General features: G+C 62.6%; 33 protein-coding genes and 1 pseudogene. 9 read left to right on the top strand and 25 right to left on the bottom strand.

Translation table 11 applies throughout. The features are described from left to right. The first annotated feature begins 59 nt into the window (after positions 1-59). Positions 60-1,619, top strand: a complete 1,560-nt coding sequence (locus tag CPI83_RS29830) for an RNA-directed DNA polymerase (RefSeq protein ID WP_097388461.1) — start codon at positions 60-62, stop codon at positions 1,617-1,619. Then, on the top strand, positions 1,616-2,248 hold the full coding sequence (locus tag CPI83_RS29825; RefSeq protein ID WP_097388460.1) for a hypothetical protein: 633 nt from the start codon (positions 1,616-1,618) through the stop codon (positions 2,246-2,248). Before CPI83_RS29830 ends, CPI83_RS29825 begins: the two co-directional genes overlap by 4 nt. Here the strand turns inward: CPI83_RS29825 and CPI83_RS29820 are convergent. The 15 genes and pseudogenes from CPI83_RS29820 to CPI83_RS29750 form a co-directional block, all read right to left on the bottom strand. Next, entirely contained in the window at positions 2,241-2,735 is a 495-nt protein-coding gene (locus CPI83_RS29820; protein ID WP_097388459.1) for a hypothetical protein, read from the bottom strand. The genes CPI83_RS29825 and CPI83_RS29820 overlap by 8 nt on opposite strands. A 46-nt stretch (positions 2,736-2,781) precedes the next feature. Beyond that, positions 2,782-3,135: a hypothetical protein gene (locus CPI83_RS29815; RefSeq protein WP_097388458.1), complete on the bottom strand. Its 354-nt coding sequence runs from the start codon at positions 3,133-3,135 to the stop codon at positions 2,782-2,784. Positions 3,136-3,755: 620 nt separating this feature from the next. Next, positions 3,756-4,190 (bottom strand): class Ib ribonucleoside-diphosphate reductase assembly flavoprotein NrdI, encoded by a 435-nt coding sequence (nrdI, locus tag CPI83_RS29810; RefSeq protein WP_097388457.1) that lies wholly within the window; start codon positions 4,188-4,190, stop codon positions 3,756-3,758. Next, positions 4,187-4,510 (bottom strand): WhiB family transcriptional regulator, encoded by a 324-nt coding sequence (locus CPI83_RS29805; protein WP_097388456.1) that lies wholly within the window; start codon positions 4,508-4,510, stop codon positions 4,187-4,189. Before CPI83_RS29805 ends, nrdI begins: the two co-directional genes overlap by 4 nt. Before the next feature lie 660 nt (positions 4,511-5,170). Continuing rightward, positions 5,171-5,485: a WhiB family transcriptional regulator gene (locus tag CPI83_RS29800; RefSeq protein WP_097388455.1), complete on the bottom strand. Its 315-nt coding sequence runs from the start codon at positions 5,483-5,485 to the stop codon at positions 5,171-5,173. Positions 5,486-5,643: 158 nt separating this feature from the next. Next, the gene (locus CPI83_RS29795; RefSeq protein WP_097388454.1) at positions 5,644-6,081 is read right to left on the bottom strand and encodes a hypothetical protein; all 438 of its coding nucleotides are present in this window, start codon (positions 6,079-6,081) and stop codon (positions 5,644-5,646) included. Beyond that, positions 6,081-6,284, bottom strand: a complete 204-nt coding sequence (locus CPI83_RS29790) for a cold-shock protein (protein WP_097388453.1) — start codon at positions 6,282-6,284, stop codon at positions 6,081-6,083. Before CPI83_RS29790 ends, CPI83_RS29795 begins: the two co-directional genes overlap by 1 nt. 160 nt (positions 6,285-6,444) lie before the next feature. Then, positions 6,445-6,754: pseudogene (locus CPI83_RS29785) on the bottom strand (hypothetical protein); the annotation flags it as partial. Between the two features lie 78 nt (positions 6,755-6,832). After that, a complete protein-coding gene (locus CPI83_RS29780; protein ID WP_097388452.1) occupies positions 6,833-7,147 on the bottom strand; it encodes a hypothetical protein in 315 nt (104 codons plus the stop codon). Between the two features lie 75 nt (positions 7,148-7,222). Further along, positions 7,223-7,480 (bottom strand): hypothetical protein, encoded by a 258-nt coding sequence (locus tag CPI83_RS29775; protein ID WP_097388451.1) that lies wholly within the window; start codon positions 7,478-7,480, stop codon positions 7,223-7,225. A gap of 146 nt (positions 7,481-7,626) precedes the next feature. After that, positions 7,627-8,157 (bottom strand): hypothetical protein, encoded by a 531-nt coding sequence (locus tag CPI83_RS29770; RefSeq protein WP_097388450.1) that lies wholly within the window; start codon positions 8,155-8,157, stop codon positions 7,627-7,629. Further along, positions 8,154-8,513, bottom strand: a complete 360-nt coding sequence (locus CPI83_RS29765) for a WhiB family transcriptional regulator (protein ID WP_232816950.1) — start codon at positions 8,511-8,513, stop codon at positions 8,154-8,156. Before CPI83_RS29765 ends, CPI83_RS29770 begins: the two co-directional genes overlap by 4 nt. A 199-nt stretch (positions 8,514-8,712) precedes the next feature. Further along, positions 8,713-9,039, bottom strand: a complete 327-nt coding sequence (locus CPI83_RS29760; RefSeq protein ID WP_097388449.1) for a type II toxin-antitoxin system RelE/ParE family toxin — start codon at positions 9,037-9,039, stop codon at positions 8,713-8,715. A gap of 49 nt (positions 9,040-9,088) precedes the next feature. Then, the gene (locus CPI83_RS29755) at positions 9,089-9,427 is read right to left on the bottom strand and encodes a hypothetical protein (protein WP_157920680.1); all 339 of its coding nucleotides are present in this window, start codon (positions 9,425-9,427) and stop codon (positions 9,089-9,091) included. Between the two features lie 350 nt (positions 9,428-9,777). Next, positions 9,778-10,284, bottom strand: coding sequence for a DUF3710 domain-containing protein (locus CPI83_RS29750; protein ID WP_157920679.1), 507 nt, complete (start codon positions 10,282-10,284; stop codon positions 9,778-9,780). Between the two features lie 264 nt (positions 10,285-10,548). Between CPI83_RS29750 and CPI83_RS29745 the strand changes: the two genes are divergently transcribed. Next, positions 10,549-10,854: an Lsr2 family protein gene (locus CPI83_RS29745; protein ID WP_157920678.1), complete on the top strand. Its 306-nt coding sequence runs from the start codon at positions 10,549-10,551 to the stop codon at positions 10,852-10,854. 77 nt (positions 10,855-10,931) lie between these two features. Here the strand turns inward: CPI83_RS29745 and CPI83_RS29740 are convergent, their stop codons facing one another. From CPI83_RS29740 to CPI83_RS29685, 10 genes are all read right to left on the bottom strand, one after another. Further along, on the bottom strand, positions 10,932-11,222 hold the full coding sequence (locus CPI83_RS29740) for a hypothetical protein (RefSeq protein ID WP_097388445.1): 291 nt from the start codon (positions 11,220-11,222) through the stop codon (positions 10,932-10,934). A gap of 182 nt (positions 11,223-11,404) precedes the next feature. Then, complete coding sequence (locus tag CPI83_RS30855; RefSeq protein WP_097388444.1) at positions 11,405-14,074, bottom strand: hypothetical protein; 2,670 nt, start codon at positions 14,072-14,074, stop codon at positions 11,405-11,407. Between the two features lie 61 nt (positions 14,075-14,135). Further along, positions 14,136-14,399 (bottom strand): hypothetical protein, encoded by a 264-nt coding sequence (locus tag CPI83_RS29730; RefSeq protein WP_097388443.1) that lies wholly within the window; start codon positions 14,397-14,399, stop codon positions 14,136-14,138. Positions 14,400-14,425: 26 nt separating this feature from the next. Further along, positions 14,426-15,529 (bottom strand): hypothetical protein, encoded by a 1,104-nt coding sequence (locus CPI83_RS29725; RefSeq protein WP_097388442.1) that lies wholly within the window; start codon positions 15,527-15,529, stop codon positions 14,426-14,428. A 15-nt stretch (positions 15,530-15,544) separates the two neighbouring features. Beyond that, positions 15,545-18,172: a hypothetical protein gene (locus CPI83_RS29720; protein WP_097388441.1), complete on the bottom strand. Its 2,628-nt coding sequence runs from the start codon at positions 18,170-18,172 to the stop codon at positions 15,545-15,547. Next, positions 18,169-19,473 (bottom strand): hypothetical protein, encoded by a 1,305-nt coding sequence (locus tag CPI83_RS30850; RefSeq protein ID WP_157920677.1) that lies wholly within the window; start codon positions 19,471-19,473, stop codon positions 18,169-18,171. Before CPI83_RS30850 ends, CPI83_RS29720 begins: the two co-directional genes overlap by 4 nt. Beyond that, positions 19,470-19,787, bottom strand: a complete 318-nt coding sequence (locus CPI83_RS29700; protein ID WP_157920676.1) for a hypothetical protein — start codon at positions 19,785-19,787, stop codon at positions 19,470-19,472. The genes CPI83_RS30850 and CPI83_RS29700 overlap by 4 nt, the downstream gene beginning before the upstream one ends. Before the next feature lie 5 nt (positions 19,788-19,792). Beyond that, positions 19,793-20,830, bottom strand: a complete 1,038-nt coding sequence (locus CPI83_RS29695) for a C40 family peptidase (RefSeq protein WP_232816949.1) — start codon at positions 20,828-20,830, stop codon at positions 19,793-19,795. Continuing rightward, positions 20,827-21,180, bottom strand: coding sequence for a hypothetical protein (locus CPI83_RS29690; RefSeq protein WP_097388437.1), 354 nt, complete (start codon positions 21,178-21,180; stop codon positions 20,827-20,829). Before CPI83_RS29690 ends, CPI83_RS29695 begins: the two co-directional genes overlap by 4 nt. Beyond that, positions 21,177-21,494: a hypothetical protein gene (locus CPI83_RS29685; RefSeq protein WP_097388436.1), complete on the bottom strand. Its 318-nt coding sequence runs from the start codon at positions 21,492-21,494 to the stop codon at positions 21,177-21,179. Before CPI83_RS29685 ends, CPI83_RS29690 begins: the two co-directional genes overlap by 4 nt. A gap of 150 nt (positions 21,495-21,644) precedes the next feature. Here CPI83_RS29685 and CPI83_RS29680 point away from each other — a divergent pair, with 150 nt between their 5' ends. From CPI83_RS29680 to CPI83_RS29655, 6 genes are all read left to right on the top strand, one after another. Continuing rightward, positions 21,645-22,544, top strand: coding sequence for a hypothetical protein (locus CPI83_RS29680; protein WP_097388435.1), 900 nt, complete (start codon positions 21,645-21,647; stop codon positions 22,542-22,544). A 132-nt stretch (positions 22,545-22,676) separates the two neighbouring features. After that, positions 22,677-23,267, top strand: coding sequence for a hypothetical protein (locus tag CPI83_RS29675; RefSeq protein WP_157920675.1), 591 nt, complete (start codon positions 22,677-22,679; stop codon positions 23,265-23,267). Next, positions 23,264-23,779 carry a hypothetical protein gene (locus CPI83_RS29670; RefSeq protein ID WP_157920674.1) on the top strand — a complete coding sequence of 172 codons (516 nt, stop codon included), beginning with the start codon at positions 23,264-23,266 and terminating at the stop codon, positions 23,777-23,779. The genes CPI83_RS29675 and CPI83_RS29670 overlap by 4 nt, the downstream gene beginning before the upstream one ends. Continuing rightward, complete coding sequence (locus tag CPI83_RS29665) at positions 23,776-24,765, top strand: hypothetical protein (protein ID WP_097388432.1); 990 nt, start codon at positions 23,776-23,778, stop codon at positions 24,763-24,765. Before CPI83_RS29670 ends, CPI83_RS29665 begins: the two co-directional genes overlap by 4 nt. A 253-nt stretch (positions 24,766-25,018) precedes the next feature. Further along, positions 25,019-25,687, top strand: a complete 669-nt coding sequence (locus CPI83_RS29660; RefSeq protein WP_097388431.1) for a hypothetical protein — start codon at positions 25,019-25,021, stop codon at positions 25,685-25,687. Between the two features lie 408 nt (positions 25,688-26,095). Then, on the top strand, positions 26,096-26,830 hold the full coding sequence (locus CPI83_RS29655; RefSeq protein ID WP_097388430.1) for a hypothetical protein: 735 nt from the start codon (positions 26,096-26,098) through the stop codon (positions 26,828-26,830). Positions 26,831-26,935 lie beyond the last annotated feature (105 nt).

Genomic DNA, 26,935 nt, shown 5'->3' with positions numbered 1-26,935 from the left:
CCACACCGCGAACAGGGCGAGAAGCCGTGTGCTTGAGGTAGTCGGGAATACTCCAATTCATGAATCGATCGGATCTACTCGGCGAACTCGACTTCGATGACGCCGTCGTCAAGGAACTGGACGCCACCACTCGGTTGCTGCCTCCTTCACCGGTGACCGCCAAACTCAAGTTTCGCGGTGGGAAAGTCGCCGAGCTCATCCGAGACGAACTCGCCCGCGGCGTACAAGCCAAGCCCGCCAGCGTCGTCCTCGCACCCAAGGTCAGGGGTGCGCGGCCACTGAACCAATGGCGCCTGCAGGACCGAGTGCTCTACCGCGCGCTCGTTGAGCGTCTGCGCCTGCAACTTCCGATCGAGCTGCAGGGTCGGCGCCCCCACTCCGAGTTCGAGGCCGCACCCTACGAAAACCAAGACAACAAATACATCTGCTCGACGGACATCACCGCCTACTACCAGTACATCGACCACGACGTGCTTGCGGACGAACTCACCGCGCAGACGGGTGACTATCACACGGTGAGCGCACTGATCGGACTTCTCGAACAGGTCATGGGCACCAGAGTCGGGATCCCTCAAGTGCACGCCGCCAGCGACATTCTCGGCGACACCTACATCGACCCCATTCGGCGGACCCTCATCCGTGAAGGATTCGACGCGTATGTCTATGCGGACGATTTCCGAATCGGGTGTACGTCACTCGGACAGGCACGCGCGTCGCTCGAACTGTGTGCCAATGCAGCGCGTTCGTTGGGTTTAGTTCTCAACGACTCGAAGACCCGCACATACAAACGAGAGACCTATGCTTCGACGTTGAAACCGCTGAGCGCTGCCGCGACTGCACTGCTGGAGGAGATGGATCTCAACCGGGCCGCCGAGTTTCTCATGGGTGGAGAATACGAGGACCTGGGTGAGCCAGCCCCTCTCGCGCCAGACTTTCGCCGATTTGCCGACTCGACGCCCGGTGCGGACGATGCCGAGAGCGTCACTGCACCCGAGTTCGACGAGGAAGACAGCACTCTCATCCTCGGAGTGTGGGAGGCCTGGGCATCGAACCCTGACCGTCACACCGATGAGTTCTTTCGACGCTTCCTCGGGCAGGCGCTACCAGGGCTGGGGCTACTGGGTGAAAATGGGCCGCTCGAGGAAGTGCCAACACTTCTGGAGACAGCGCCACATCTAACACCCCAGCTTGCGGAGTATCTCAGGAACCTCGCGGCCCCAGGCTCATTCCTCGCCGATCGCACTCGAGCGGTCGTGTATTCAGGGGTGCGGTCAGATCGACTCAGCGAATGGCAGAAGGTGTGGCTCGCATATGTTCTCGGGTCTCCAAGCGCCCTGAGACCTCAGGCGAAAAGACTGGCACCAGATCCTTCCCAGATCGTCGCATGGCTCGAGGAATGCGTGCAGGACGAGTCGTCCGACGTCCTTGCCGCTGCCGCCGCCGAAGCCCTCGGGCGATTGCACATGGGAAGCACCGCAATCTTGAAGAAGGCCTACGGCCGAATCGCCCCGGAGTTCCGCCTCTCGGTCCTCTGGGCTCTCGGGAGCCTCGATTCCGAGAAGGCTGCCGAGGTTGCGGAAAGCAAATTCGATCGCCTTGTCCTCTCGGACCCGCAATGACCAGCACGACCCTCTCCCTGGACGCGGAGAACTCGCGAAATCTGATCAACGACACCCTGTCGGCCCACCAGGAGTCCATCGACGCGATCACGGCGCACGGCAGCCGACCGCGACGGTTTCCCGCGACAGGGGTCGACCGCGTACAAATTCAACGCCAGGCCACGCTCATCCGGTTTCTGTCGATCACCGAATCGTTCTGTACCGCACGACTACTGACCGAGATCGCTGCACTGATTCCGGACGCCGTCTCTGATCATGCCGCAGTACAGGCAATGTGGGACGATTCGCACGATCGTGCCACCGGATCATGGAACGGCATCAAAGAGGCCTACTACTCGTGGCTGGCCGTTCCCAGAAAAACTTGGCCGCAACTCTTCGACCTGACGCATGCGAGAAACGCCGTCGCGCACGGTCACGGCCATCTCACCTTTAAACAGCAGCGCGGCAACCGCACAGAACTCGAAGACAAGCTCAGCAAACACAAAATCACCGTCGCCGGAACACGACTTGTACTGACCGAAGAGACGATGACACACGTCGCCCAGTTCTGCCGCGCCTTCATCCTCGAACTCGACACCATCCTGAAGGACAAGAAGGCCGCGCTGGCTGTTGCGGCGGCGACTACGTGATCGCCGTGCCGATGTCGGGTGAGGCTGGCCAGAACTCGATCCGGAACTGTTGAAGGAAGGATGCGGGGTCGTCGCTTTGTTCGTCGCGTGGCGGCGCCCCGTACGGGTACGCGAGCCCGGCAGCAACGCTCCCCCGCGAGTAGCAGCGAAGCATGTAGTGCCCTTCGGGCAGGCCGAGGTCTTGCAGGGCGGGATCGACGAGGAATCCGGGTTCGGTGAGCGAAACCATGAGGTAGGGCGGGGCGTGGAACGTCACCGGTCTCTGTTCGACGCGGTCCCACTGTTCCTGGTTGTCGACCGGCAATGCGGTCTCGCTGGTGACGACTCGGACCCCGGCGTAGACGTCGTTGGCGAGGGCTTTGATCGTTACGAAGTCGTCGACGCCGCCGATTAGTGAGGGTGATCGATCGCCCTTGTAATCGACTGGCGCTCCGCAGATCCAGATCGCGGAGTAGCAGACCATCATGCGTCCGTAGTGTTCGGCCATCGCTCTTCCTCCTCACACGCTTTTGGTGTCGTGTGCTTATCGGCGATCAGATCACACGGCTGGCGGATCGTCGCGAGAAAACCGACGCAGCGATCATCGTCCATCCTGCGACAGCGAATACCGATGCCGGAGTGTCGAACACGTACTGAACTATTCGGACGTCGTCGGCGGGCGCCCACGTGCAGGAAGCGCCGACGACCGGCAGCCAGAGCCTGGTCGCCTCCGCCAACGGTTCCGTGGTTCCGCTGCCCGACATGTCTTCGAGTGCTTTGACGATGCACAACTCAGCTGAGGTGTAGCCGATTCCGAAGGCACTGAAGGCGCCGTATGCACCCGCAAGTACGACGATGCCCAGGACGAAAAGAATCCAGCTCCGTACGCCTTTCCCTTTTGTCGTCATACAGGCACCATAGACGGCTCACCGCGATGCCCGTGAAGGTTCGGATCGCTGTGCCGGGCCGCTCTCTGCTGCCGCTCGCCGAGTGCACCACCTGGACGACGTCCTGAGCAGCCGACACCGACTGGCGCTCCGCAAATCTTCCGCGACAGCGGCACCTTGAACAACCCTCAGCCGGACCCGCGTGCTGCAATCGGCCCGGAGCAAAGAGGCCGACTGCGCTCCGACCCAGATCGAGGGAGCGGAGCACGAAGAAGCGGGTGGCCCTGCGGAGTGGAGTGCGCAAGCGCAGGACCCAGTCGAGACAGCGATGGGGTCTAGGTCAACAACTATCTCGACTGGACACTCACGCCTTGCATATCCACGGGGCGGCCCGAGTGTCCCCCGACGAATCGAACATTATTGCAGCCCTGCATCTCTGGTCAGAGGAAAAGGTCCCGAAGGTGGAACGGGTCCGCGGCCGGTGATGTCGAAATGTTCGACCTTCGTGCGACATACTCTCTTCTCCGCGGCCGATCCCCTCAGAACTCATGGACCCATGTTCCGTCCCGCCCAGCGGTTCCAATGCACGACGCCTTCGCACCCCCACCACTCATCGACAGCCGAGCGAAGATTCGAACTCCCTATGGGCATTCTGCTGGTTTGGGCTGATTCCAGAACTCCGCCAAGCCTTCTCGCACTCGAACGATGTCTTCGGCAGTGCCCATCAGTTCGAATCTGTAAAGGAAAGGAACACCGCATTTCTGGGAGATGACATGTCCGGCGTAGGCGAAGAACTCGCCGAAATTGAGGTTTCCCGACGCGATCACAGCTCGGATCAATGCCCGGTTATCGGGATTGTTCAGAAAGCGTGCGACTGGTTTGGGTACGTAGTGCGTGTCTTTTCCGCTAAGAGATCCGCCGCCCCCGTAGGTAGGGACAACCAGTACATATGGTTCCTCCACGCGGAACCCGCCGTCTGGGCCGTGGATGGGGATCCGGGTCGCTGGGATGCCGAGCCGTTGGATGAACCGATGTGTGTTCAGTGACGCGCTGGAGAAGTAGACGAGAGAACTCATTGCCTGCCGCCACCTTTCCGATCCATCGTCCCCGCGCTGCCCTCAGGGCAATTCATCGGTTCTCGCGCTCGGCCGATTGGTCTCGACCTCGTTGGGGACGTGAGACTCATGTCGACACCACCCCAGACTCCGGAACGCTGTCCGGTGCGGACGGCATGATCCAGGCATCGTTGTCTGACGGGGCAACTCTGACAGATAGCGATCGCTTGGCGACGTTGCCGGGCCCGCCCGTCACCTGTGCCTTCGGGATGGAAAATGTCCCTGTTATCCGATTGCCCACACGTGCCATGGGATGGCCACCAGTCGTAATCGTCGATCATTCTCGGCCCGCTTCACCAAAATCTCTTCGAAGGCGCCAGATTCAGTCGTGGACCGTCAGTCTTGCGCGTCATGATCGGCACCGATAGGACCATCATCGCGCATCCGAACAGCTGCCATTTGGCGAGCTTCGACATCACCATGCCAGACTCGATCTGCAGGCCGCGACTTCGATGCGGCTTGCACCCGGACTCAAAGCACGCTGCGCAGGACGGAACATGGGTCCATGGTTACGACAAGCCCCAGCCACCACGAGGGAAAGAAGTCCCGAGCGGGACAAATATGGTCAACGTCACCCTCCGGCGAACTTCCCCACTGTCGTCACTCGATGCGCCGAAACAGTTCCCTGACAGCTGGATTCGCGTTCAATTGGAAACGAATTCGCTGTCGACGGTGTAATGGTGGAAAGGCGTACGGAAGCTAGATGTTGGCGCCGCTCACCCGCAAGAACAGTTGGGTGGCGCGGTAGTCGACAGTGCCAGCGCAGTTCGCGATCGAATCATCGGAGAACGCCGGGATGGGAGCTACCCCTTATGCTTTGTGACGTGCATCCACAGGGTCGTGATGCGAACGTCAAAGTTCGACATCGGTGACGCGCTCCGGTGTTGCCCCAGAGCGCATCTTCCCTGCGCACTCAACGGCGCCGAGGTTCGCCACCTCGGTCATGATGCGGCGGCGACTGCCCGCGTAGAGCGCAGCGCGCGGCGTTCGCGGCGGGTTTTGCCGCCCCAGATTCCGTATTCTTCGTGGTTTTCGAGCGCGAAGTCGAGGCATTCGGTGGCGACGGGGCAGCGAGCGCACACCCTTTTGGCTTGGACGGAGCCGCCGCGCCCTTGTTTGTCTGGGAAGAACTCGTCGGGATCCGATTGCGCGCAGAGCGCTGACCAGCGCCAGGTCTCGTCGTCGCTGTCCTCGGCGGGGTTGCCGCGGCCGAGGGTCGGGTAGATCAGTCTCGCGAGTGTCGATTCAGCGTTCATGGTGTGTCCTCCCCTGTTCCCGACGAGGTCGGGTGGCTGTTGTTGTGCCACTTCGACTATATGGTTTTCGGGAGGCGCATTGTTCAATCTTGGGCCGCGTCGCGTGGGGGACTTTCGGTTGTGCTGCCGCAGTTTTCGTGCACTGGATTGGCCCACAATTACAGTTCCTTGAGGATCCCTTGCATGTCGGCTGCCAAGTATGGGGCGTCGAGCATCTCGACGATTGCCAATCGATTTGAGGCGTAACGGTTGTCCGAGGCCATCGCAACGAGCATGCCGCGGATCGGTACATCCTCTTGGTGGTACAGGTCCTCGATCACCCCGAGTAGGTATTCGTGGGCGTTGCATTCGATGCCGTCGGATACCAGGTAGGTAATGACCTCGCACAATCCTGGGATTCCGTATCGCAGCACGAGCGTTTCGGCGGCGATGCCCATCGGAACCAGATCGTGGAACCGCAGCGTGTCGGATACGACACTGAAGTCGAGGTCGCCGGTGGCGTGTTCTCGAAACCATCGGATTCCCGTCGACGTCGACGCCCAATCCCCCTGCCGGAGTGCCGCCATCGCCTCGTCGCGGGAATCCGATGCCGTCATTAAAGTGGGCGGACGTCGACGGCCTGCGGGCCTTTGGCGCCGTCACCGATCGCGAACTCGACGTGTTCGCCGTCCTCGAGGCTTTTGTACCCCGTCACTGAGATTTGTGAGTAGTGGACGAACACGTCAGCGCCGCCGTCCTCTGGGGTGATGAACCCGAATCCCTTTTCACTGTTGAACCATTTCACTGTGCCATTGAGCATGTCCGTATCCTCCCGGGCGTTTCGTCGCCGAGGGTGTTTCCTCGTCGTTGTGCTCTGAGTTTGCCATCCGTTTCGGTAGTGTCCCGAGAAACGGGGGTCTTGTAGGTAATTTTCCGGTCACAGCCTTACCGTCGGATCGAACGTGCAGCGCCCCAGTACGTTAAGGATGACTGGACAGGCGATCACTCTTTGGCTGTGTTTCCTCGTTAGAGCTCGGTTTACACGCGCGGCGAGCGATCTCGCTGCTGGACTCACGCGGATTCGAATACGCCGATGTCTCGGGCGGTGACACCGTGACGGGACGACGTCGCCGCACGCACGTGCGGTCCGGCCTTGGCTCGGCCAGGTGAGCGCTGGGCCGCGATGACCAGCAGCTCTGATGGATCGGTGGCGTCGAACTTCGGTCCCGGGTGCGTGTTGGAGGACACGACGATGTGCAGCTGGTTGGTCGGTACGGCGAACGCAGCGATGACGACTAGGCCTCGGCTGCGGTCGACAAGGGCGGTACCTGCGACAGGTCAGTCGCGGGCACCGCCCTGGTGGATCGGTTAGCGGCTGTTTGCTGCCTGGTATTCCTTCCAGACGTCGACGGCGGTGTCGTGTGAGACCCGCATGTCGTCGGCGACGACGCCGTCGACGTATCCGTGGAATTCACCCCTGTCCTCGGTGACGGCCATCGGCCACGCCTGGTGCAGGTATCCGGCGACGTTCTCCGACGGGACCAGGAGAATGTCGCCGTCTTCGATTTCGTCGCGGACCTGGGTGGCGTCGTAGCCGCCGCCGGTCGTGTCGAACACCCACACGTTGCGTGTGGTCTCTTTGCTGTCGAACTTGGTTACGCCGTCGATTTCCAGATCGCTCATGTGTTGTTCACTCTCGTCTCGTGGGGAGTGGCGCCGGATCTCGCGGCGCCAGTGGCTGTTTCCGTTCCGAAACGGTCAGGGCTTGTACCAGTTCTTGTCGTCGGGGCCGATCTCTTCGGTGAGGATGTGCTTGGGGAAATCACCGCTGTCGTAGCTGTAGAGGTCGAGGCGATCGATCCCCCGTTCGGCAGCGAGCTGGTCGACGAGTTCTTCGGAGATCATTCCGCGGGCGCCCGGGCTTGCTGTTCCTTCGGCGATCAGTACCTCGATCAGTTTCTCGGGCATGAGGTTCTCGGCCTTGTACGTGTATCCGGCAATGTCGCGTTGGTCCATGAATGGTTCTCCTGGGAAGGTGGCGGCGGAAGCGATCGCTCCGCCTGACTTCTGATCACACTATCGGTTTTCGTGATCCTCCGGTCAGGCTCGTGCGCAACATGATTCACGGCTTACGCCGAATACGATAGCGATCTGTGGAGCGGTCAGAACAGATGCGTTTCGAGGTAGTCCGCGGTTCCCGGGCATGCGCCGATCGCGTCGTCACTGCACACGAGTATCGGGTCTTTCCACTGTTCACGGGCACGTTTGTTCATGTGTGCCCACATGGTGGTGCTGCGGATGTCGATCGGCTCGTCGGTCTCGACGAACCAGGAGATGCCGTAGCCGGTGAGTTCGGCGAGGAGGGTGAGTTGCTCGAAGGTCGGGTACCGGGTTCCGGCTTCCCATTCGTCGACTGCGGGTTCTTCGGTGCCGCAGGCGATGTCGACGTCTGGACCTTCGTGTCCACCGGCGTCGAGGGCTGCGGTGATCCGCCAGGGTGCGACGAGTCCGAGTTCCCAGCCTCGGCGGGCGACTTCCGTCGCTTTCTCACGGCTTTTCTGTTCTTGGCGTCGACGGTAGGCGCGGGCTTGTCGGCGGCGACGCTGTTCGTTTTCTGTGAGGCGTTGACCGGCTCGGCCCCAGAGCTGTTGGGGGGCAGCTGTTTCACTGCCCGAGCTACTGGGTGCGGTCATGCTACGGGCGCGACCATACTCAGCGCGGGCCGCACGTTGGTATCGGCACGGGACTGGGTTGCGGCGTTGCGTGCGCGGGCGATGTCGCGGCGTTCGACCGGGGTCTTACCGCCCCACACGCCGAACCGTTCGTGAGTGGTGAGCGCGAATTCGAGGCATTCGGTTGCGACGGGGCACTGGCCGCAGATTCGTTTGGCTTTCTTCGCTTGTGTTTTCGCTCGAACGTCCGGGAAGAACGTTTCCGAATCGGCTTGACTGCAGAGGCTTTCGTGTCGCCAGCTCTGGTCGTAGAATTGGCGTTCGGCGGGACCGAGGATGGAGGTGATCAGGTCCACACGTTCGATCATTGCGGTCATCGGTGTTCTCCCCTGACTTCCCGTGCTCGATCCGGGAAACTCGAATGCTGCTCTCTCCCATCGACTATAAGCCGTTTCGGGGTGTTTGTGTCACGCCTTCCGGCCGTGGCCGGGAGACAACTGCGGCCCGCTGGTGAGGCGGGCCGCAGTTGGTCAATACTTCTGTCAAGCTGACATATTCCATGTGCACGGATCGCTGTCAGGAGTAGGTGGCGAAGATTTGTTCGGCGTCGACGATGGCGTGTGGGTACCACCCCGTCCAGGAACCGTGTTTGTCGCCGCCGACGAGAAGGATCGCGGTGCGATCAGCGGCGAACGCGAACAGGATTCGCATCGTCGACGACGCCGGACGCAGCTCTTTGAGGTTCTTGATGCAGGAACCTTTGACGTGGTCGCACGTGGGTCGCCCCAACGACGGGCCGTGCTCTTCGAGGCGGTCGATCGCGGCGGCGACGAGCGCGTGGTCGGCCGCACCCAACGTGGACAGCCACTCGGCGATCGGCGCCGTGTCGACGGCCCACCGCATCAGCGGCCCGCCCGATGGTGCCGCCTACCCCCTGACCTCACGGGCAGCCCTACAGGCAGCTGCCGTCCGTGCAGGAGCGGTGCACACTGTGCGCGAGCTCGAGGACCGGGGCCATTGCCGCCGCGTCGACAGTCCAGGCGGGATTGCCGCCGTCGAGCGGAAGCGCACCGGCACCGCGATGGGCGAGGGTGGACGCGTAGTAGCGGGAGACGAATTGTCCACGCTCACCGAACTTCGACGGATCCTGATCGAGGTCGTAGAACTCGATGATCGGGTCGTCGCCCTCATGGACGATGTCGTCATCTTCGCCGTATCCGTCGTTGCGGTTCACGGTGCGCACAGTGAAGCGTTTGCCGTCCGCGTTGGTGATGACCGTGTTCTCTGACATGTTCGCCGCCCCTTTTTGTCCGATTTCGCCGCCTCGTCGCGAGACGACCTTGTGTGTCACGTCGTTCGGTGTTCACTGCATTTCGTGTCGCCCCCCGTAGCGCCGTTTCTCGCCACCCACACGTAATTGATTGATGCTTTACGGTGCCCGGCCTGGCGATGCATATAGCTGGAATGGGTGACCGCCAGGCCGGACCGTGTAGCTCTCCGTACTGGATTGGAGAGTTTCACTTCATCTACCGCGCTACCGGGGGATAGTGCGTTCGGCAGATGCGTGTCGCGCAATTTCTCGCGCGGCACCTCAGACGGTAGCTGATTGTTTGACCGTTTTCTCCACCATCTGACATTCGGCTATTCGGAGGGGGAAATCCACCGCGGTTCGGTGTCGAGTTCGAGTGTTGTTCCGGCCATATGATGGCGCGGGGCGACGACGATAGCGCCGTGCAGCACAGACCGTGTGAGGGCGATGTCGGCGGGCGCGCAGGCACGTGGTGAGCGCACCGATCCTCGCAGCAGCCAGCCCTCCCCGCTGGTACTCAGGAACCGGTAGTGCATGCCGTCGGCCGCTGTTCCGCCGAGTTCGTCGCCAGCGAAGGACTCCAGAGCGCTTGTGTCGATGTTTTCGCTGCTCAAGTAGCGTAGGCAGCTTCCCAGGTAGCCGGGGACGTGGCCGCTGGATGTGGCGGCGTACAGGTTGAGTGCGATCTGTCCGGTGGAGGTGCGGATGGCGATGGTGTCCGCGTGGCCGTCGTGTACCACCACCGACAGTGCGGACCCTGCCGGGTATGGAATCGTCAGCGCTCCGAAGCTCACCAGCTGCACCGGTCTGCGGAGTGTTTCTTGGTCGATGGTGATCATTGCCTTTGTCATTCAGGAAACGCGTAACGAGAGGTCGGTTTGGTTGCTATTCGGATGCTTGAACGGCCGATCCATGGAGGTAATTTGTTGCGCATTCTCTCCCCTTATCAGGCCCCGTCTGCGGCGAATCTACCCACGTTATCACCGGTTTTTCCCAGGTGGTCGTGTATAGTTTCGCGTCTAGAGGAATGGGTTGATTTCTTTTTCTTCCCTGAACCTTTTCCTGCATAAACTGCGGGAGGTCCACCCCTAGAGAGGAGCATCGTGGCTACTGTCACCACCACGGCTGTCGTCGACGATTTCGATCGTTCACCAAATGCGACAACGATCCAGTTTTCGGTCGGAAAGTCGTTCTACGAGATAGATTTGAACGCGGAACACACCGACGAGCTTTACGAAGCATTGCGGCCGTACATCAACAAGGCTCGCAGGATGAAAGCGCCGAAAGCCGACAAACGGACCGAGCACAACAAGATCCGTGACTGGGCGAAGAAGGAAGGTCTCGAAGTCAGTGACCGGGGCCGGTTGTCCGCGGAACTGATCCAGCAGTACCACGCAGCACATTCCTGACCTTCTCGGAAAAAGAGCGGATGCGAGCCAGTCGAAGTGGCTCGCATCCGCTTTTTCGTACCCCCGAAGGGGACGTTCTAGGGCCTGTCTGGCCGCTGGTGGGGACGGCCCGCGAACCGGCCCAGGACACGCTCGACCGCCTCTTCGCTGCCGTCGGGCATATTCACGAGGTAGGTATGGCCCGGCAGAGTGCTGACGCACGGGACGGGGCGGCGGGTGTTTCGTTCACGCCACCGCGCGGCTTCTGCTCGCACGAACAGGAGCGTCTCCTTCGGAGTGCGCTTCGCCGCCGACGGCGTCGGACCTTCGAGCCCGACGAAGTTCGTTCCGGCCGGATCCGCGACACTGATCGCGCCTGCTCCGCTCATGTCTCTACCCCTCAATGAGTTCGAATGTAGTTGGCGGGCAACTTCACTCGCCGAACCTTTCACTACCGTAGCCGATTTTCCGGCGCCGTGGTCACATGCCGTCGCATGCCTCCGCGCACACGAACGCGGCCCCACCGACGATCAGGTGAGGCCGCGTTTCGGCAGCGAATATGTTCGCTCGATCAGCGCCGAGGCGCCGACATCTGCGTTGCCCGGCGGAACTCCGCCACCGCGAACCACGCATGCTCACTGCTGTCGTCCTCGACGGCGCGCAACGCGTCAGCGGTGAGTACACCGAGCCACTGCTCGAGGTACCCGGCGCGGTCGGAGTCGTTGTTCCACAACGCACCTGACGCGCGCCCCAACGCGGACAGGTACTGATCGCCGCTCATCACCATCGTCCGCATCGCCATCTGCCGGATCTCGCTCGCGAGGTCGATGTCCTCGATCCGGACGACGTCACGGCGACTACGGGCGGTCGGCGCCAGCAGCTTCGACTCTGCGATGCTCTCGATCTCCGACGGCGGCTGGGTCACCACCTCGATACCCGGCAACGCGACACCCTTGTCTGTGGTCAGCACGTAGGCGAGCTTGCCGAGATCGTGGGCGGTCGCATCGAACGCGGCCAGCTTCGCTGCCGGGTTCACGTATCCGCACCACTGCCGGTAGAAGGTGTCGTCGACGACCTCCGACAACAGGACAGTGTCGGTGGGCAACGCACTTTCCCGAGCCAGGTACGACACACCGTGCGCTGTCGCCAGCACGTAGGTGGTTGCCGTCTCGGACTCGAACACACCCATCGCGGACGCGGTCACCGAGTTGCTTGACAGCTGCTGCAGGCGCAGCAACGCCAACCGAGTGTGAGCCCCGGCGATCTGCTTGCGCAGCAACGTCAGGAACGCCACACCTGATGCTGCAGCGGCGATCTGCTCGGCGCCGGTCGGTGCAGTCGGGGTGTGCCCGCTGCTCGGCGGCACAGCGTCGTCGAGGCGGTGACGGCCTTCGCCGAGTGGCTGACGCTGCGCGGCCGGAGCGGGACCGGAACCGCCACCGGGAGCGTTCACTGCCGGGGCGTTGGCGGCGCCAGCTGCGGGCGGTGCCGCCATGACGGGACCACCCGAACCGTACGGCGCCATTGGCGCTGCAGCAGCCGGAGCGGCAGCCGCAGCGGCAGCGGGGGCACCGCCGGTGGGGGCTGACGCGGCCGGAGCTGCGGACTCACGGGTACCGACCTCCGCTGCGGATGTTTCCGTGCGGATCGCGTCGATGTGCTGCGGCCCCTGCAAGCCCAACGTGTCGGCGCTGACAGCGCCGTCCGGGCCGGTCGAGACGAAGCCGACCGAGGTGTTCATCGCACCCCGTGCTGCGTCGGCGACACCGTTGACGCCATTCTGAGCTGCGTCGGCTGCGCCGGAGATCGCAGAGTTCACATCGGTCTGCAGACGGGTGATCGGGTCCACCGGAGTAGCTGCTTCGGAGGTCGGGTGAGCGGGAATCGAGCCGTCTTCCGGAGCTTCCGGTGCCGGTTCGGCAGCAGCGTCCTCTGCACCCTTGTCGCCGTCGGCTGGAGCGTCCTCGCCGTCGGCTTTGGCGTCTCCGTCCGCGGGGGCGTCGGCAGCCGCGTCGCCGGACTCGCCACCGGCATCCGCGTCCGCGTCGGCATCGGCGCCGGTTCCTTCAGGATCGGCGAGGACCGCTTCCACTGCTTCGGTGAGAGCCGCCTCCACGTCCTCCTGCGAATTCGCGCTACTGAGTTCTGTCTTCAATCCGTCCGCAGCGTCGGCAGCACCAGCGAGGCCGCTCTGCTGCAGAAGACCGTTGACCGCCGACTGTCCGGCCGCACCGACCTGATTCGCCAGACCGCCCTGCCCGGCGATGTTGCCGAGCGCGCTCTGTCCACCAGCAGCAGCACCAGCCTGACCCTGCGGGTTCAGGAACCCTGCTGCCGCGCTGCCGACCATCTGACCGATCTGATTGAGCGGAGACGGCTGAGCGCCCACCATGCCGGGCATGCCGTTCATCCCGAAACCACCCATCCCGGCCATGCCGCCCATCCCGGTCATGCCGTAACCCCCGAGACCGGCTGCCATCGCTTGCTGCGCGGCCATCGCCTGCTGCATCGCCATGGCCTGCTGCTGCGCCATCGCCTGCTGCTGCGGTGTTCCCGCCATTCCCCCGGCACCGGCACCGGCGCCCTGGCCGGTAATGCCGGACAGCACCCCTGACGTGAAGTCCACTGCAGCGGTACCCGCGGCCTGACCCATCGCTTGCGCGTTCGTCGTGTCAGCACCCGGAACCTCAACGGTCCCCTCAGCGATCGCCGGACCACCGCCAGCGCCACTGGTGGCACCCAACGCCGTCACCACACCTTCGTAGGCGCCGCTGAACCCCGCCTGGATGTTCGCGATCGCGCTCTGCGCCTGCGCCACCAAACTCGACTTCGCCGCCTCCAACTCCAACGGCGTCCACCCCTCGACAGCGGCCTGCGCTGTCGTCGCCGCGAGCTGGGTGTGGAACTGGTCGTCGGTCGCGTTCATCGCGGCCTTCGCTTCTTCGATGTTGATCGCCGCGGCGTCGAGGTGCGACGCAGCCTCGGCGTGACGATCACCAGAGGTGTTCAGAGCATTCGATTCTTCACCGAGCTTGTCCTGCAGGGCATTTCCGGCGTTGCCGCGCAGAGAATCCGCGGTACCTGCACCAGCAGTGGACACGGCATCAGCGCCCGACGCTGCGGACTCTGCCAGTTTGCGCTGATTTTCGGCGTCGGCACGGAACTTGTCCTCGTCCTTGCTGATCCACGCACTACCGAGGATCAGAGCGGATTCCGGATTCGCATTGGGTTGGATGGCCACGGTCAGACCCTCTCGGTCGGTGCCGCGTCGCCGCGGCGTCGTGCATTGCTGTTCATCGTCTTTAGCGCCAGTTCATCGGCGAGGCAGGGGCGACCTGCGGCGCAACAGGTGGAGCGACCGGCGGCGCAGCGGAGGACGCAGGCCCGAAGTCGAGCCGATGCGGATCATCGACACCGACCCCGTCGGCTTCGTCCATCAGGTTGTTCACCGTCTCCATCACGGACGTCTCGAACTGCTCGCTCGTGACATCTCCAAGCTGCGAGATCACCAGCATCGGTCCGTCACCGAACCACATTCCTCGTATTCCACCGCTGCTGTCACTCATCGCGCTTTCCTCCCCATTTCGCCGCATCAGTATCCGACATAACTTCCGTGCCTTCTCGCTGCATAAAACTCGTCCAACCCGGTGCCGTCTGGACTGATGCTATATCGATCCATCATGTAATTGATCGCTGCGCCAGCGGATGCTTCAGGGTCGTAAATGTTGTTACTCGTCCCCGCCGCGTGATGCGCGGCGAACGTCGTCGGAATCGTCTGCCAGGGACCACGCGATGACTGCGCTGGCGAGCCGTCTACCTGCGTCGCACCGATAGCATTCGAATCCCAGTTGTTGACCGCGTCTGCATTGTTACTGGACTCCGATTCCGCCATGTACAGCAGAATGTCTTTCCATTTCGCACGCGCCGCCGGATCTTCGACTCCCGTTTTGTCGAGCGCCGAATCGACATACTTCGACATCTCTTCGGTCGTCTGGACACCGTGGGTTTTGTTGTACTCAACTTGACCCACATCGATCGGTTCAGGACTGGTCGAACCGTTCCATTTCTTACCCGCCTCGGCGCCCGATTCCGCGCCACCTGACGCGCCGCTGTCACCGGAATCGATCAACGCTGCGAGATCATTCGGATCGACCAGAATCGTTCCCGCAGGAAGCCCAGCCGTCACACCCGCCGACGCCGCATTCATCGTCTGCTGCATCATCGACTGCTGCATCATCGACTGCTGCGCCTTCATCGCCTGCTGCTGCTGTTGCTGCGCCGCTGCGGCCATCATCTGCTGCTGCTGAGCTGCCATCGCCTGCTGTTGCTGCTGTGCAGCCATCAACTGCGACTGCTGCGAGGGCTGCGCACTCATCTGCGTAGGTGAGAGTGTCGCCGTCGACGACCGCGACGACGCCGGAGACGCCCCGGTCGGCGCAGCACCGACCGCAGCAGCGGACTCCTCGTCCGCATTCGTCAAACCCTGTGCAGCAGAAGCACCGTCGGTAGCAGTGTCAGCAGCGCGGTCACTGTCTTCCGCCGTCCGATCAGACAACGCCCGCAGCAGATCGGCGACTTTCGGGTCATCGCTCTGCGGTTCGTCCGACTTCGCGTCATTCGCGACTTCCTCGACCTGCCCGCGACCGCGGTCCAGCGCCGCGGTCGCTTCAGCTTCGTCGACGACAATTTCAGCCATGGGTCACTACTTCCGTTAGTCGCCGACCGGAACGGACGGCTCGGCTGGCGTGGATCCTTGGGTGGTGTCGGAGGTCTGGATCGACGCATGCGGCAACGGCATGCTCTCGCTCGGCTGCGGTTCCGCAGCCGGAGCCCCAGCGGGCGCTGGAGCGTCAGCAGGGGCCGGAGCAGGAGCCGCAGCGTCAACCGCGGGAGCCGGAGCACCCGGCGCCGGAGCCGGACCATCTACCGCCTGAGCATTCGGAGCCGGAGCTGCCGCATCCTCGAGACGGAAAATGCCCTGACCGTCGTCACTGAAATGCGCGATGTCGCCGATCGGGCGCACCTCACCGCCACTGAGAACCCTCTCGTCACCGAGATACAGCCCATTGTGGTTGCCCTCACCCATGATCAAGTCACCAGGACGCAGATCCGCGGTCGGAACGATACTGCCGATCGGATCCCCCACCGGAGGCAACGTGTAACCCGCCTGCGTCGCAGCTTCCTGGATCGTCGGCGCCGACGTCCCGTCACTCGGGTTCAAGATCTCCGCCATCTTCGCGCTACGCGAATCCTCGAATTCCACGATCTTCCCACCGATTTCGGCGGTCTTCTTCTCCGGAACGTCACTCTTCGTGTCGTCCGGGGCGGGATCCATCGAATGCAACGCTTCCTCCGCCGGAGTCGCCGCGCCGCCTGCCGCAGCCGGTGCCGCCGGGGGTGCGTCATTCGTTGCGGGAGCTACCGGTTCGGCGACTTCACCGTCCTTCTTCTCCGCCTCGGCTGCACCGTCCTTGCCCTTCTTGTCCTTCTCGGCGTTCGCCAACTTGTCAGCGACAGTGCTGTCAGCCTTCGCTTCCTTGGCGCCGCCCATCAGATCACGCAGCTTCGATTCCAGCTTCGACTTGTCGAGCTTCGACTCTGCGGGCTGCTGCAACGCCGACCCCAAACCATTCGCCGCATTCGCGAGCGGATTCTGCATCTGCGAAGCAAACGGGTTCGTGTTCCCCAACTGAGCGAACGGGTTCGAATTCCCCATCTGACCCAAAGGGTTCGAGTTCCCCAACTGGCTCAACGGGTTCGTCGGCGTCGTCGGATTTGCCGCCGCGCCGGGCTGAACACCAAGACCCTTCAGCGCGTCCAGGACGTCCTGCTTCGACTTTCCGCTGTCCGCGCCGGACTTGGATTCGGACGGCGTGATCGGGGCGCTCGGGGTCGAGGGGCTGATCTTGCTGGGGGCCGACGACTGTCCACCCGCGCCAGCCTGCGGAACCTGAACCCCTCTCCCCGTCCTATCAAGGCTTGATCCGCCTGGCAGGCTGGGCACCAGGGGTGTCGTTGATGCACTGACCGGAGGAGTCCACCCGGCGAACGTCTTCCCCGCTTCCTGCAGATACGAGTCCTGCTGCGTCGCGAATGCTTCGACCTTGCCCGCGAGCTGCCCCATGTTGCTCGCTTCCACATCCGCGGTCCACGGGAATAGACCGGCACCGGAGTTCGAAATCTCCTCACGGGCAGAGCTGTTCGCATCACGCAGATCCATGTAGAGCTTGTTGGTGTCGTTCGCGGTCGTGGCAACTAGATTCGACATCATCGGCAAAATGACCGACCCGAATTCCTCGAGCGAATCGAGAGTCTGTTTCATCGCGACCGAAGCCTTCGCGACGACCTGCTCGTCGCGGTACTTGCGCAGGATGCCGTCAAGCTCTTCCCGCAGCCCAGTCGAGGTCGCGGTGAGTTCCTCGAGGATCGCAGTGCTCGCCTCGAACGTCGGGGTGTTCGCGATCGCCGGTGCGGTCGGATGCCACACGTTCGCCGGGTCGAACTTGAACGCTGCATCGTTGAACGCCACCATCTCGGCGTCCTTGGTGTCGATGACCGAGTCCCGGTCACCGTCGTGCGTCAACGGCAGGAACTGGGTACGCGGAGGCTCGGGAGGCGCATCCAGTGCCGGAGAGTTGTTGGTCCCGAACAACTTTCCGATCATGTTGTTCACGAACCGGCGCATACTGCTGTCGAACAACCACGACGCGGCCAAGACCGCCAAGCCGACAGCCCAGCCCGGGCCGGGAATCGCGAACGCGGCAAACCGCAGACCGATCCGCGCCGCCATCGCGGCAGCCTTCGGCCCGACACGAGGACCGACAGTCCGCAGCGCCCCCTGCGCCAAGTTCACCACCGTGCGCCCACCGGGCAGTTTCGACGCCAAACCCGTTGTCGCCTTGGTAGCGACGTTCGAGCCGAACTTGCTGAACACACTGCGCGCTCCGGCCGTGCCGTCCTTGACCTTGCCCAGCATCGACACCTTCGAGGTGCCGTTCGCGGCCTGTACCGCCGCAACGCGTGTGCGGACAGCTTCCGGCGCATTGTTGAGCCGGATCTTGTCCTTGACACTGGCCTTCAGCGGCCCAGTGACATTCGTGGACACCTTCGGCGCCAGCGCCGTGGTTCCGAGTGCCACTGCACCCCACCGACCCCAGTCCGACGCATCACCGAAGGGGGGAGCCGCTTCCGGAACGACGGACGGTGACGCCTGAATCTGGCTGACCGGGTTCGCAAGAGCGGACTGCGGCAGCCCGGCATCCGGACTGATCGCATCGAGCAGACCTCCATGGCCCGACGTCGAAGACGGGTTGAGCGCATCAGCGATGGACGTGGTCATTGGAACCGCCCTTTCTGGTTGTCGATGATCGGGTCGAGGGTTTTGACGTCGTCGCCGTAGACGTCAGGATCGGCATTCTTGATCTGCGGCTGATCTTTCGGATCTCTGGGCGGCCCACCGGGATTACCGCCCATAGGCCCCATCGGAGCCATCGGCATTCCACCCGCACGGGCCGCCGGTGCTGCAGTCGACGGAGACGCCTGCGACGCTGCCGCGGCAGCACGCGCAGCCTGCGACTCGGACACCCCGGTCGGCGACGACGCATTCGACCAGGACGTCGGCTGCACCAATCGCGGCGCGGCAATAGCACTGGAACCGCCGGACAACCCACCACCGGATGCGCCAGCTCCACCACCGGAACCCAAGGACGACGACGGAGCACTCGAACTGCTTCCCGCCCGGTCAGGCCGGATTCGGTCGAGCAAGCTGTTGAACTCCCGGTCGGACATCGTGCTCGCCTGACCTGCGCTGGTCACTGTCCCGGGAAGGGTGTAGCCCGGCACGACCTGCGGACCGAACCGGCCGGTAATTCCCGGCTGGTTCATCATCCCTGCCTGCGGATACATCATCGGGGCCACGCCAGCGCCAGCAGCCGCGACTGGAGTGCCCGAGGCCAGTACGTCCTCGACCGACCCGCGACCGGAGCCGCCTCCTGCACTCTCAGATGAGGAATCCGATCCCCGGCTCGACGCACCACCAGCTGACGGCGGACTACTCGCGCCTGAACCACGTCCTGAGCTTGCACCGGCACCTGAACCACCGACAGAAGCTCCTGAACCCGCCCCCGCACCCGCACCCGCTCCAGTCACATCTCGTCCTGTGCGCTGGACTCCCCCGCTTGGAATGATGGCGCTGTTGATCTGCTCGCCAAGGCGCCCCTGCGCTTCGAGGAAAACCCGGACAGCGTCCCGGCGACGTTGGGAGAGCTCGGTGTAGCGCTGGTTTGCGGCCTCAACAGCCGCCAGGTTCGACACGTCGAGGACGGTGGGCAGCATCGTGACCGGGCTGGACACACTTCGTCTCGCCGCCTGCAGGGCTTGAAGCTCTTGCAGAGCCGCCTCGACCTCGGCGAGGGTCGGGGCGGTGGAGACGAAGGTCGATTCGGTCGCCTTGTGTTCTTCCGCCACGGCTTCGAGTTGACCGAGCACGGCACTGAACTCGTCCAATTTGCTGCTCAGCGCTTGCTTCTGTTCGTTCAACGCTTCACCGAACGCGCCGGTGACGCCTTCGGTGTTCACGGCTGCAACGACGGATGCTTCGTTGTCGATCTCTTCGGCGAACTGGCCGAAAGGCCCGCTCATGACTGCCGCAGCCGCTGTTGGAGGTCTTGATGCCAGTCTTCGAACGCGCCACGGATGATGACGTTGATGTAGATCGCGAGTTCGACGTTCGGGTCGCGCTCTGCCGTCCGCGGCATATTGCGGTAGTAATCGAGCACAGATTCGTGGATCTCGAACTTCGTCAATCGGTTTTGCTGAACGACAGCCAGAACAGATGGATGCTCCGGGTTGTCTCCGGCTACGCCCATTGCTTCTAGATAGGCCTCGTGGATCCGCGTTTCGGACCTTCTCACGCTGGCGGCAGTGTCGACCATCGTTTGTAGAGACTCGTGCATTTCTCTCACATCCTTTTGATGACGGAAGGCGTCATTTCTGAGATCTTCACCTTGTCGCCGGACTGAGGTGCTTCGAGGACTTTTCCGTCGCCGAGGTACACCTGAACGTGGCCGGGACCGCCGCCGCCGCTGAAGCTGGAATTGGGGAACACGAAGTCGCCGGGTTTCGCCTCGGCGAGGGAGACTTCCGTACCTGCCGCGTACTGGGCCTGCGATGTGCGAGGGACTTCCACCCCGGTGTCTTGGTAGTGCACGTACCGGGAGAGACCCGAGCAGTCGAAGCCGACCTTGTTGTAGTCGCCATTCGCGTCGGCGGCACCGCCACCGTCGGAGATGCCCTGGCTCGGGCCTTCCAGCGTTCCGCCGCCCCATGCGTAAGGCAGGTCGGCAGCGACCACCGATTTCGCTATCTCTGCGACGCTGCCACCGCCAGCGTTGAGCGAGATCTCCTCGGACGAAGAGACGTCGCCGCCTCTGTCGGCCAGCGCTTCGGCGAGCTTGACCTGCTGTTCAGGACTCAATGCGACCTTGCCTGACATCGAGGTAGGAGCCTTGGCCTGAGTTGCCGCCTGCGCCAACGGCGCCACCATGTTCGCGGCGTTCATCAGGTTCGAGACGGGACTCGACACCGGGTTCATCATCTGACTCGGCATCGGCTGACTCATCGGCTGCAACCCCGACATCTGCGCGAGCGCAGCCGGGGTGACCTGGACACTCGGCTGGACCCTGGCACCTGCACCGCCAGCAACGCCAGCGCCGGACGTTCCAGCAGCACCGCCGACGGGGACGGCACCGGCCGCACCGGAACCTTCGACGTCGCTCACTTCCATCGTTCGAGCGGCACCGGCACCTTTGTCGAGTGTTCCCTCTGCTTTGTCTTTCTCTTCCTGCGTCGCGCCGCTCAGCTTGTCGAGAGCTTCAGCGACCCGGGGATCATCGGCATTGACGTCGCCGCGTTCGCCGCCGAGCGCGTCATTCAACGCCGTTTTCGCGTGTGCGACTGTGTCGCCCACTGCACCGGCGTCGAAGCTGATTTCCGTCACCGAGGCGTACCTCCGCTATCGACTGCACCGACCTCGGAGACCGTCTGCGCTTGTTCGAACTGGCCTTCGGCAATTCGACCGTTGATTGCGTTGCCGATCTGTTCGAGCTTGTCCGAACTGTCTACAAGATTGCTGCCTGCCTCAGTGGCCGCTTTCTTGAAGAAATCCACGGTCGCCTTACTGGCGGGCATGACGTCTCCGTCAAGGCGCGCATCTGCCTCGAAGGCTTCTGCGGCTTCGACGAATCTTTTCTTCATCTCTACGACGCGAGTGGCGACCCCCAATAGTTCGCCTGCTGCCGCGCCTGCAACGTCATCATCGAGCTGGATAGATTGCTCAGGACTGCTCATAACTTCAACTCCGTTTCGTCAGTACCGTTGGCCCAGGGTATCCCAGCGAGGAGGTTCACCGCTGACCCAATTGTGACGAGCAAACCGCCCACGGGGAGGAGGTTCACGGTTCCAATCCCTACCCCTCCGGAGAACGGGATTTCGAACAGTTTTCGTCCGCCGACCCCGGTGAGAAAACCCAGCTCAACCGCGTTGTTTACAAAGGTCAGCGAGGTGATCGACAAAATCAGTCCGACCACCAATGCGCCAAGACATGTGTAAAAGATTCGCTTTACCGCCACAGTTACCTCTCTCTTGTCGGCGTTATTTATCAACTGCGCATTCTATCGATTCTGTTCGGAAGTTTCTCACCCATATTCGGCACCGGGAGGGCTTCGATTGGGGTGGAATTTATGTGACCATTTCTGCATATACTCACTGCGAACTGATACACGCTTGTTTGGGAACCTGAGGGGAAACGATTCATGAGAACCAACTATTCGCGCACGATCGTCGCCGCAGCGGCTGCTGTCGCGATCATCGGAGCTGGCGCGTCTCCGGCCTTCGCTTCGCCGGAGAATCCGCAGGCGCCTGGGACCACCAATCCACAGACACCGGGGGGCGGGGAGACCACAAGCCCGCAGGCACCTGGCACGACGAACCCGCAGGCACCCGGCGGGGAATCCGTTCCGACGAACCCGTCCGGTGAGGGCGGGGAGACCGCCAATCCGCAGGCGCCCGGGACGACGAACCCGCAGGCGCCCGGCGAGACCACGAACCCGCAGGTCCCCGGCAATGGTGGAGAGACCACGAACCCGCAGGTCCCCGGCAACGGCGGCGAGACCACCAATCCGCAGGTCCCCGGCGGGGAAACCGTTCCGACGAACCCGTCCGGAGAGGGCGGCAACACGGGAGGGAACACCGGCGGTAATACAGGTGGAAACACCGGTGGCAACACCAGCGGTAATACGGGTGGCGGCACCGGCGGTAATGCAGGCGGCGGCAACACCGGTGGCAACGGCGGCGGCACCACGGGTGGTAACGCTGGCGCCAACACCGGCGGCAACGCTGGCGGCGGCACCACCGAGCCCGCAGCTCCGACCGGACCGGCACCCATCACGACCATCGTGGTCAACAACGTGCCGTCGGTGCCCGTCGTCGTCGCAGCCGACGCACCCTGGACGCCTCCGCATGTGGAGTGGACTGCCCCTCAGGACACCGTGGTGGTTCCCGTCTACCCGCCCGCTCCGCCTGTCCTGCCGGTGATCCCGCTGCCGCAGATCGAGCTTCCGCGGATCGAACTCCCGCAGATCGATCTGCCGGTCGTTCCACTGCCCACGATCCCTAATGTGATCGTGATCGATCTGCCGGTTCTTCCCGCCTGACGACACTGATCAACTAGGTGCGGGCATCCGCCAGAGACCCGTTCTCACGGCGGGTGCCCGCACCCTTTTTTATGGAGGAAATCGGTGAAGCAACCGGTCAACACATGGATCGACGAAAACGATTCTGTCGCAATGCCATCGAGGTGGTCCGACCCTGAGGTGCAGAAGAAACTGCGGATCGGCGGAGCGGGTATAGCCGCAGTGGCGTTAGTGGTGGGCCTGGCCTTCGGTGTCGTGTCGATCTTCAGCGGCGATTCCGATAAGCCTGGCGCCGATGGTGGTAGCCCCGTAGGCGCACTCAGCCCCCAAACGCCAGGCACGATCGACACCTCGAGCAGCAGTTCGATCCTCGGGTGCAAAGAGATTCGATCGGCAGAACAGAGCGAAAGCTCCGGCACGGGCGACACAGAATCCGCCGAAGGTGCGATATTCGCCTACGAGCACGCCTTTTTCAATGCCCGTGATGCCCGCCAGATGGCCGAGTTGTCTATCCCCTCCCCGTCAGTGGCCACCGAGGAGCAGCTCGCCAACAGCATCCTGTCGATGCCGGTGGACACCCCGTGGTGTGTAAACATCACCCCCACAGGCGAAGCCGACAAGTTCGCAGTCGCCGTCCGCTTCGTCGAAGCCGACGGCGCGACCGTTACCACGTGGAGCCAAACCATGACCGTTCCGAAAACGCCTGAGGGACAGTGGAAGATCACGGCAGTTCAGGCCCAGTGAGCGCGAACCACCGCACTGCCAGCCAGATCAACGACACCGACACTGCTGCCGGTGCCGAGTACAAGGCTGCGATGGCACGGACTGCCCTGTGTGAAATCCACATCGGGCATTTCTCGCGGGTGATCGCACTGATCGAGCACGCTCGAACACTCAGTGCCCTGGACGATCTGGAATCCTTGTATCCCCTCGCCTTCGCGACGGTGACAACGATCGACCCGACATCCCTCACCCATGACAGTGCACTACGTGTCGCTCGTGCCGTCGTCGACGAGATGGGTTTGGCAGTGCACGAGCTAGACTGGAAACACCGAAAACCGGCCCCCACGACCGCCGACGACGAACTGTTGAGGAAGAGTCGAGCGGTTGTCGACGAGGACCGCGCGCTCGAAGACCTCGCCACGGTTCACAGCCAACTCCACCTCTTCGAGACGGCACTGACCGGCTTCGACTGGTCCTCATCTTTCCTGCAATCACCCCCATTCTCGCGAAGCACCGAAGGAGACACACAGTGAATATCGTTGACGGAATTGGCTTTCAGCGCGAGTTCGACGAATCGCCGACACTCGCGAACTACCGCAAAGTCCACGGCGGTCGAGTCTCACAGATCCGCGGATACATCCCGCAGCTGTCAGTCACCAACGACGACCTCATCACTGTGTACGACTTCGGAACCATCACCATCGACGGCGGAATACTCCACGCCTACGGCAAAGGCACCGTCTATGCCAGTGGCACCGCGAAGGTCTACGCCCACGACGAAGTCCGAGTGCTCGCATTCGACGACGCGGAAGTTCGCGCATACCAACAAGCCTCCGCCATCTGCAACAACAAGTCCTCAGCGGTCGGCTTCGAACGCAGCCACCTCACCCTGAACGACAGATCCTCTGGCGAGCTTCGCGACATCTCCGTCGGCTCGTTCCACAACTTCAGCCAAGGAACCATTTTCGACTCCGCCCGAGCAAACGCGTACGACGCGACGATCGTCGAGATCTACGGGGACCACGCCAGCCTCCGAGCACGAGGCCGGTCCGCCGTCGGAGTTCACGGCACCCCCGCCCTGTGGCTCGGCGGCTCCGCAATCGCACACGTCGAAGAAGCGACCAAAAGTCAGTTCATCATCATCTCCGAAAAGGCGACCATCACCCAACAGCCTCTGAACAATCCGTCGAAGACAGAGCTGAAGGTGTCTGACACTCCCACCCTCGGATACCAGGAGGGCGGCTCGCCCGCCGACGACCAGGCCACCGTTCAGGCCGCGGCACCACAGCCCGAAGCCCAGACAACCCCCACACCCGCTGCTGCAGCACCCGAACCTGCAGTACCCGCTCAGGCACCGGTATGGGTCGAACCGGAAAACACCGCCACCCCCACCTCACCACCAGTCGAAGACACTGCCGCCCATGAGGAACCGACGTACGCCAGCACACTGACGCTCCCCACCGGAACACCACTCCCCCAGTTCGGTGACGCCTGGACAGCGCTCAAGACGTCGCTCTAAATAGACGAGAATGGCCCTGTTGAACGCGAAAGTTAACCCATCATTTCCGCGAGTTGAATCCCGGCTTTAAACCGTCAAGTGCTCGCGCCTTAACTTGAAGCAAAAGCGATTCTACCTGGGCATTCGATGTACATAAACGATTCTTTAACAGGCCAGATTTGTACGTAGAAACGACGTTCTAGACACCAATTGAATGGTTGTAGAACTAGCGGGATAGTTGCCGAAAGGTAGCAATCCCGCTATTCTTCGTGTCATGTTCAAAAAGATGGCCGGATCGCTACTCGCCGCTACCGCTGTGGTCGCTGCGGCAGCAGCGCTGCCAGCCACCGCCAACGCAACACCGGCGACGGTCGGCACGGGTAGCGAGGTAGTGATTCGTCACGCATCCGACGGCACCGCCACGGCATGCACGCTCGGTTTCGTCCTCACAGGCACAGACAACCAGGACCGCGGCCTCATCGCCGGTCACTGCGGAGACCTCCACGACGACGTCACGACATCTGACGGACGCACTATCGGCCGAATTGCCGCAGTCGAGTTCCCCGATACATTCAACGGCCCTGACACGGCCGTTGTCTCGTTCCTGCCCGGCGTCACCGTGGATGCCGCAATCGAAGGTGTCCATCCCACCGTCAGCGCGCTCACCAAGGACGACGTGAACCGCAACAGCCCGGTCCTCTGCAAACTCGGTGCGACAACGGGGCTTTCGTGCGGACCACTTGCGACGGTCGCGACACCCGGGTCAATGATCGCCTTTCACGGCAAGAATCTGGATGGGGACTCCGGTGGTCCTGTGTGGACCTACGGCACGAACGGCGAGATCTTGGCAGTCGGCACCGTCTCCGGCAGTCCGATCGGCAAATCCGACATCGCGTACGTCGAGCCGATTGCCCCCTATCTGAAGCTCTGGCAGCTGCGATAGACATCGTAAACACATCGAAAAGTAGAGCCTCGTCCCACTCCGGGTCGAGGCTCTGCTCAGTTGGTGGCTAGCTGAACGCCCCGAACTGGTAGATGAGTTGGGGATCTACGTCGATAATTCCTTCCCGAAGCGACGACAACAGCTACGTGTTGCGTAGCGGAAATACCTGCCCTCACTATGCATTCGAGATTCTAACGGCGGCGCCACATCGCACCGAGCCCGTCTGAAGCCAGACCCCAGACAGCGAACCCGGCTTCGAAGACGGACAGACGCACGCCGCAATAGGGCGGACCCCCAGTATCGCTGGGGAGTCCCCTGGTCGTACGCCTTAGAGGGGCCGTTGACGAGAGCGAAGGCGCAGTGAGTTGGGAAATATCCTCTGCACGGCTTCTCTATATTCTTCGTGTCATGTTCAAAAAGCTGGCCCGATCGTTCATCTCTGCCACCGCTGTAGTCGCCGCGGCAGTAGCGCTACCTACCGCGGCCGACGCGGCACCAGCAGAAACCACTGTGACTGTTGGCGAAGAGGTTTGGGTTCGTCATGCAGACGGTGGCGTAGGTGGACACCTGGACAGCCACGCATCGAGCGAAGGGTTCACGAAGTGCACCCTCGGCTTCGCCTTCGTCGGCAGTGACAACGAGCCGCGTGCGCTGATCGCCGGACACTGCGGAGACGTCCACGAGGAACTCCAATCCTCCAACGGCACCGTCATCGGTCGAATCGCAGATGCCGCCAACTTCACTGGCACTTTCGACAGTCCTGACACTGCGCTTGTCTCGTTCGCACCCGGCGTAGCCGTCAACTCGATACTCCCTGGCATTGCGCCGGTTTCAGGCAAGCTCACCCTCGGTGACGTAGAGCGCGTTAGTCCCGTGCTGTGCAAGTTGGGCGTCACCACGGGCCTTACCTGTGGCCCTATCGACAGCAAGGTACGAACCCCAAAGTCCATGATTGCGTTCTCGGCTGTTGGAGAGCAGGGCGACTCGGGTGCTCCGGTTTGGGCCTACGGAGCCAACGGTGAGGTCCTCATGATCGGGACACTCGTCGCCGATGGTTCACTCCCCGGCGGTCCAGGCAAGGAAGCCGGGGTTCTGTACGTCGAGCCTGTATCCGGGTACATGGTCGAGTGGATGTTGCGCTAGGCGAAGCAAACAGCCCCGCGCTCGCTTTTCGGTGCTCTTTGCATGCACTGCAACACAATCACCGCTATCGGCCTCGGATTGAGTTGGACGGACTACCCAAGACCG

It is taken from the genome of Rhodococcus sp. H-CA8f (genome assembly GCF_002501585.1).
Lineage (GTDB): Bacteria > Actinomycetota > Actinomycetes > Mycobacteriales > Mycobacteriaceae > Rhodococcus_F > Rhodococcus_F erythropolis.
This window is presented reverse-complemented; position numbering and strand designations above follow the sequence as displayed.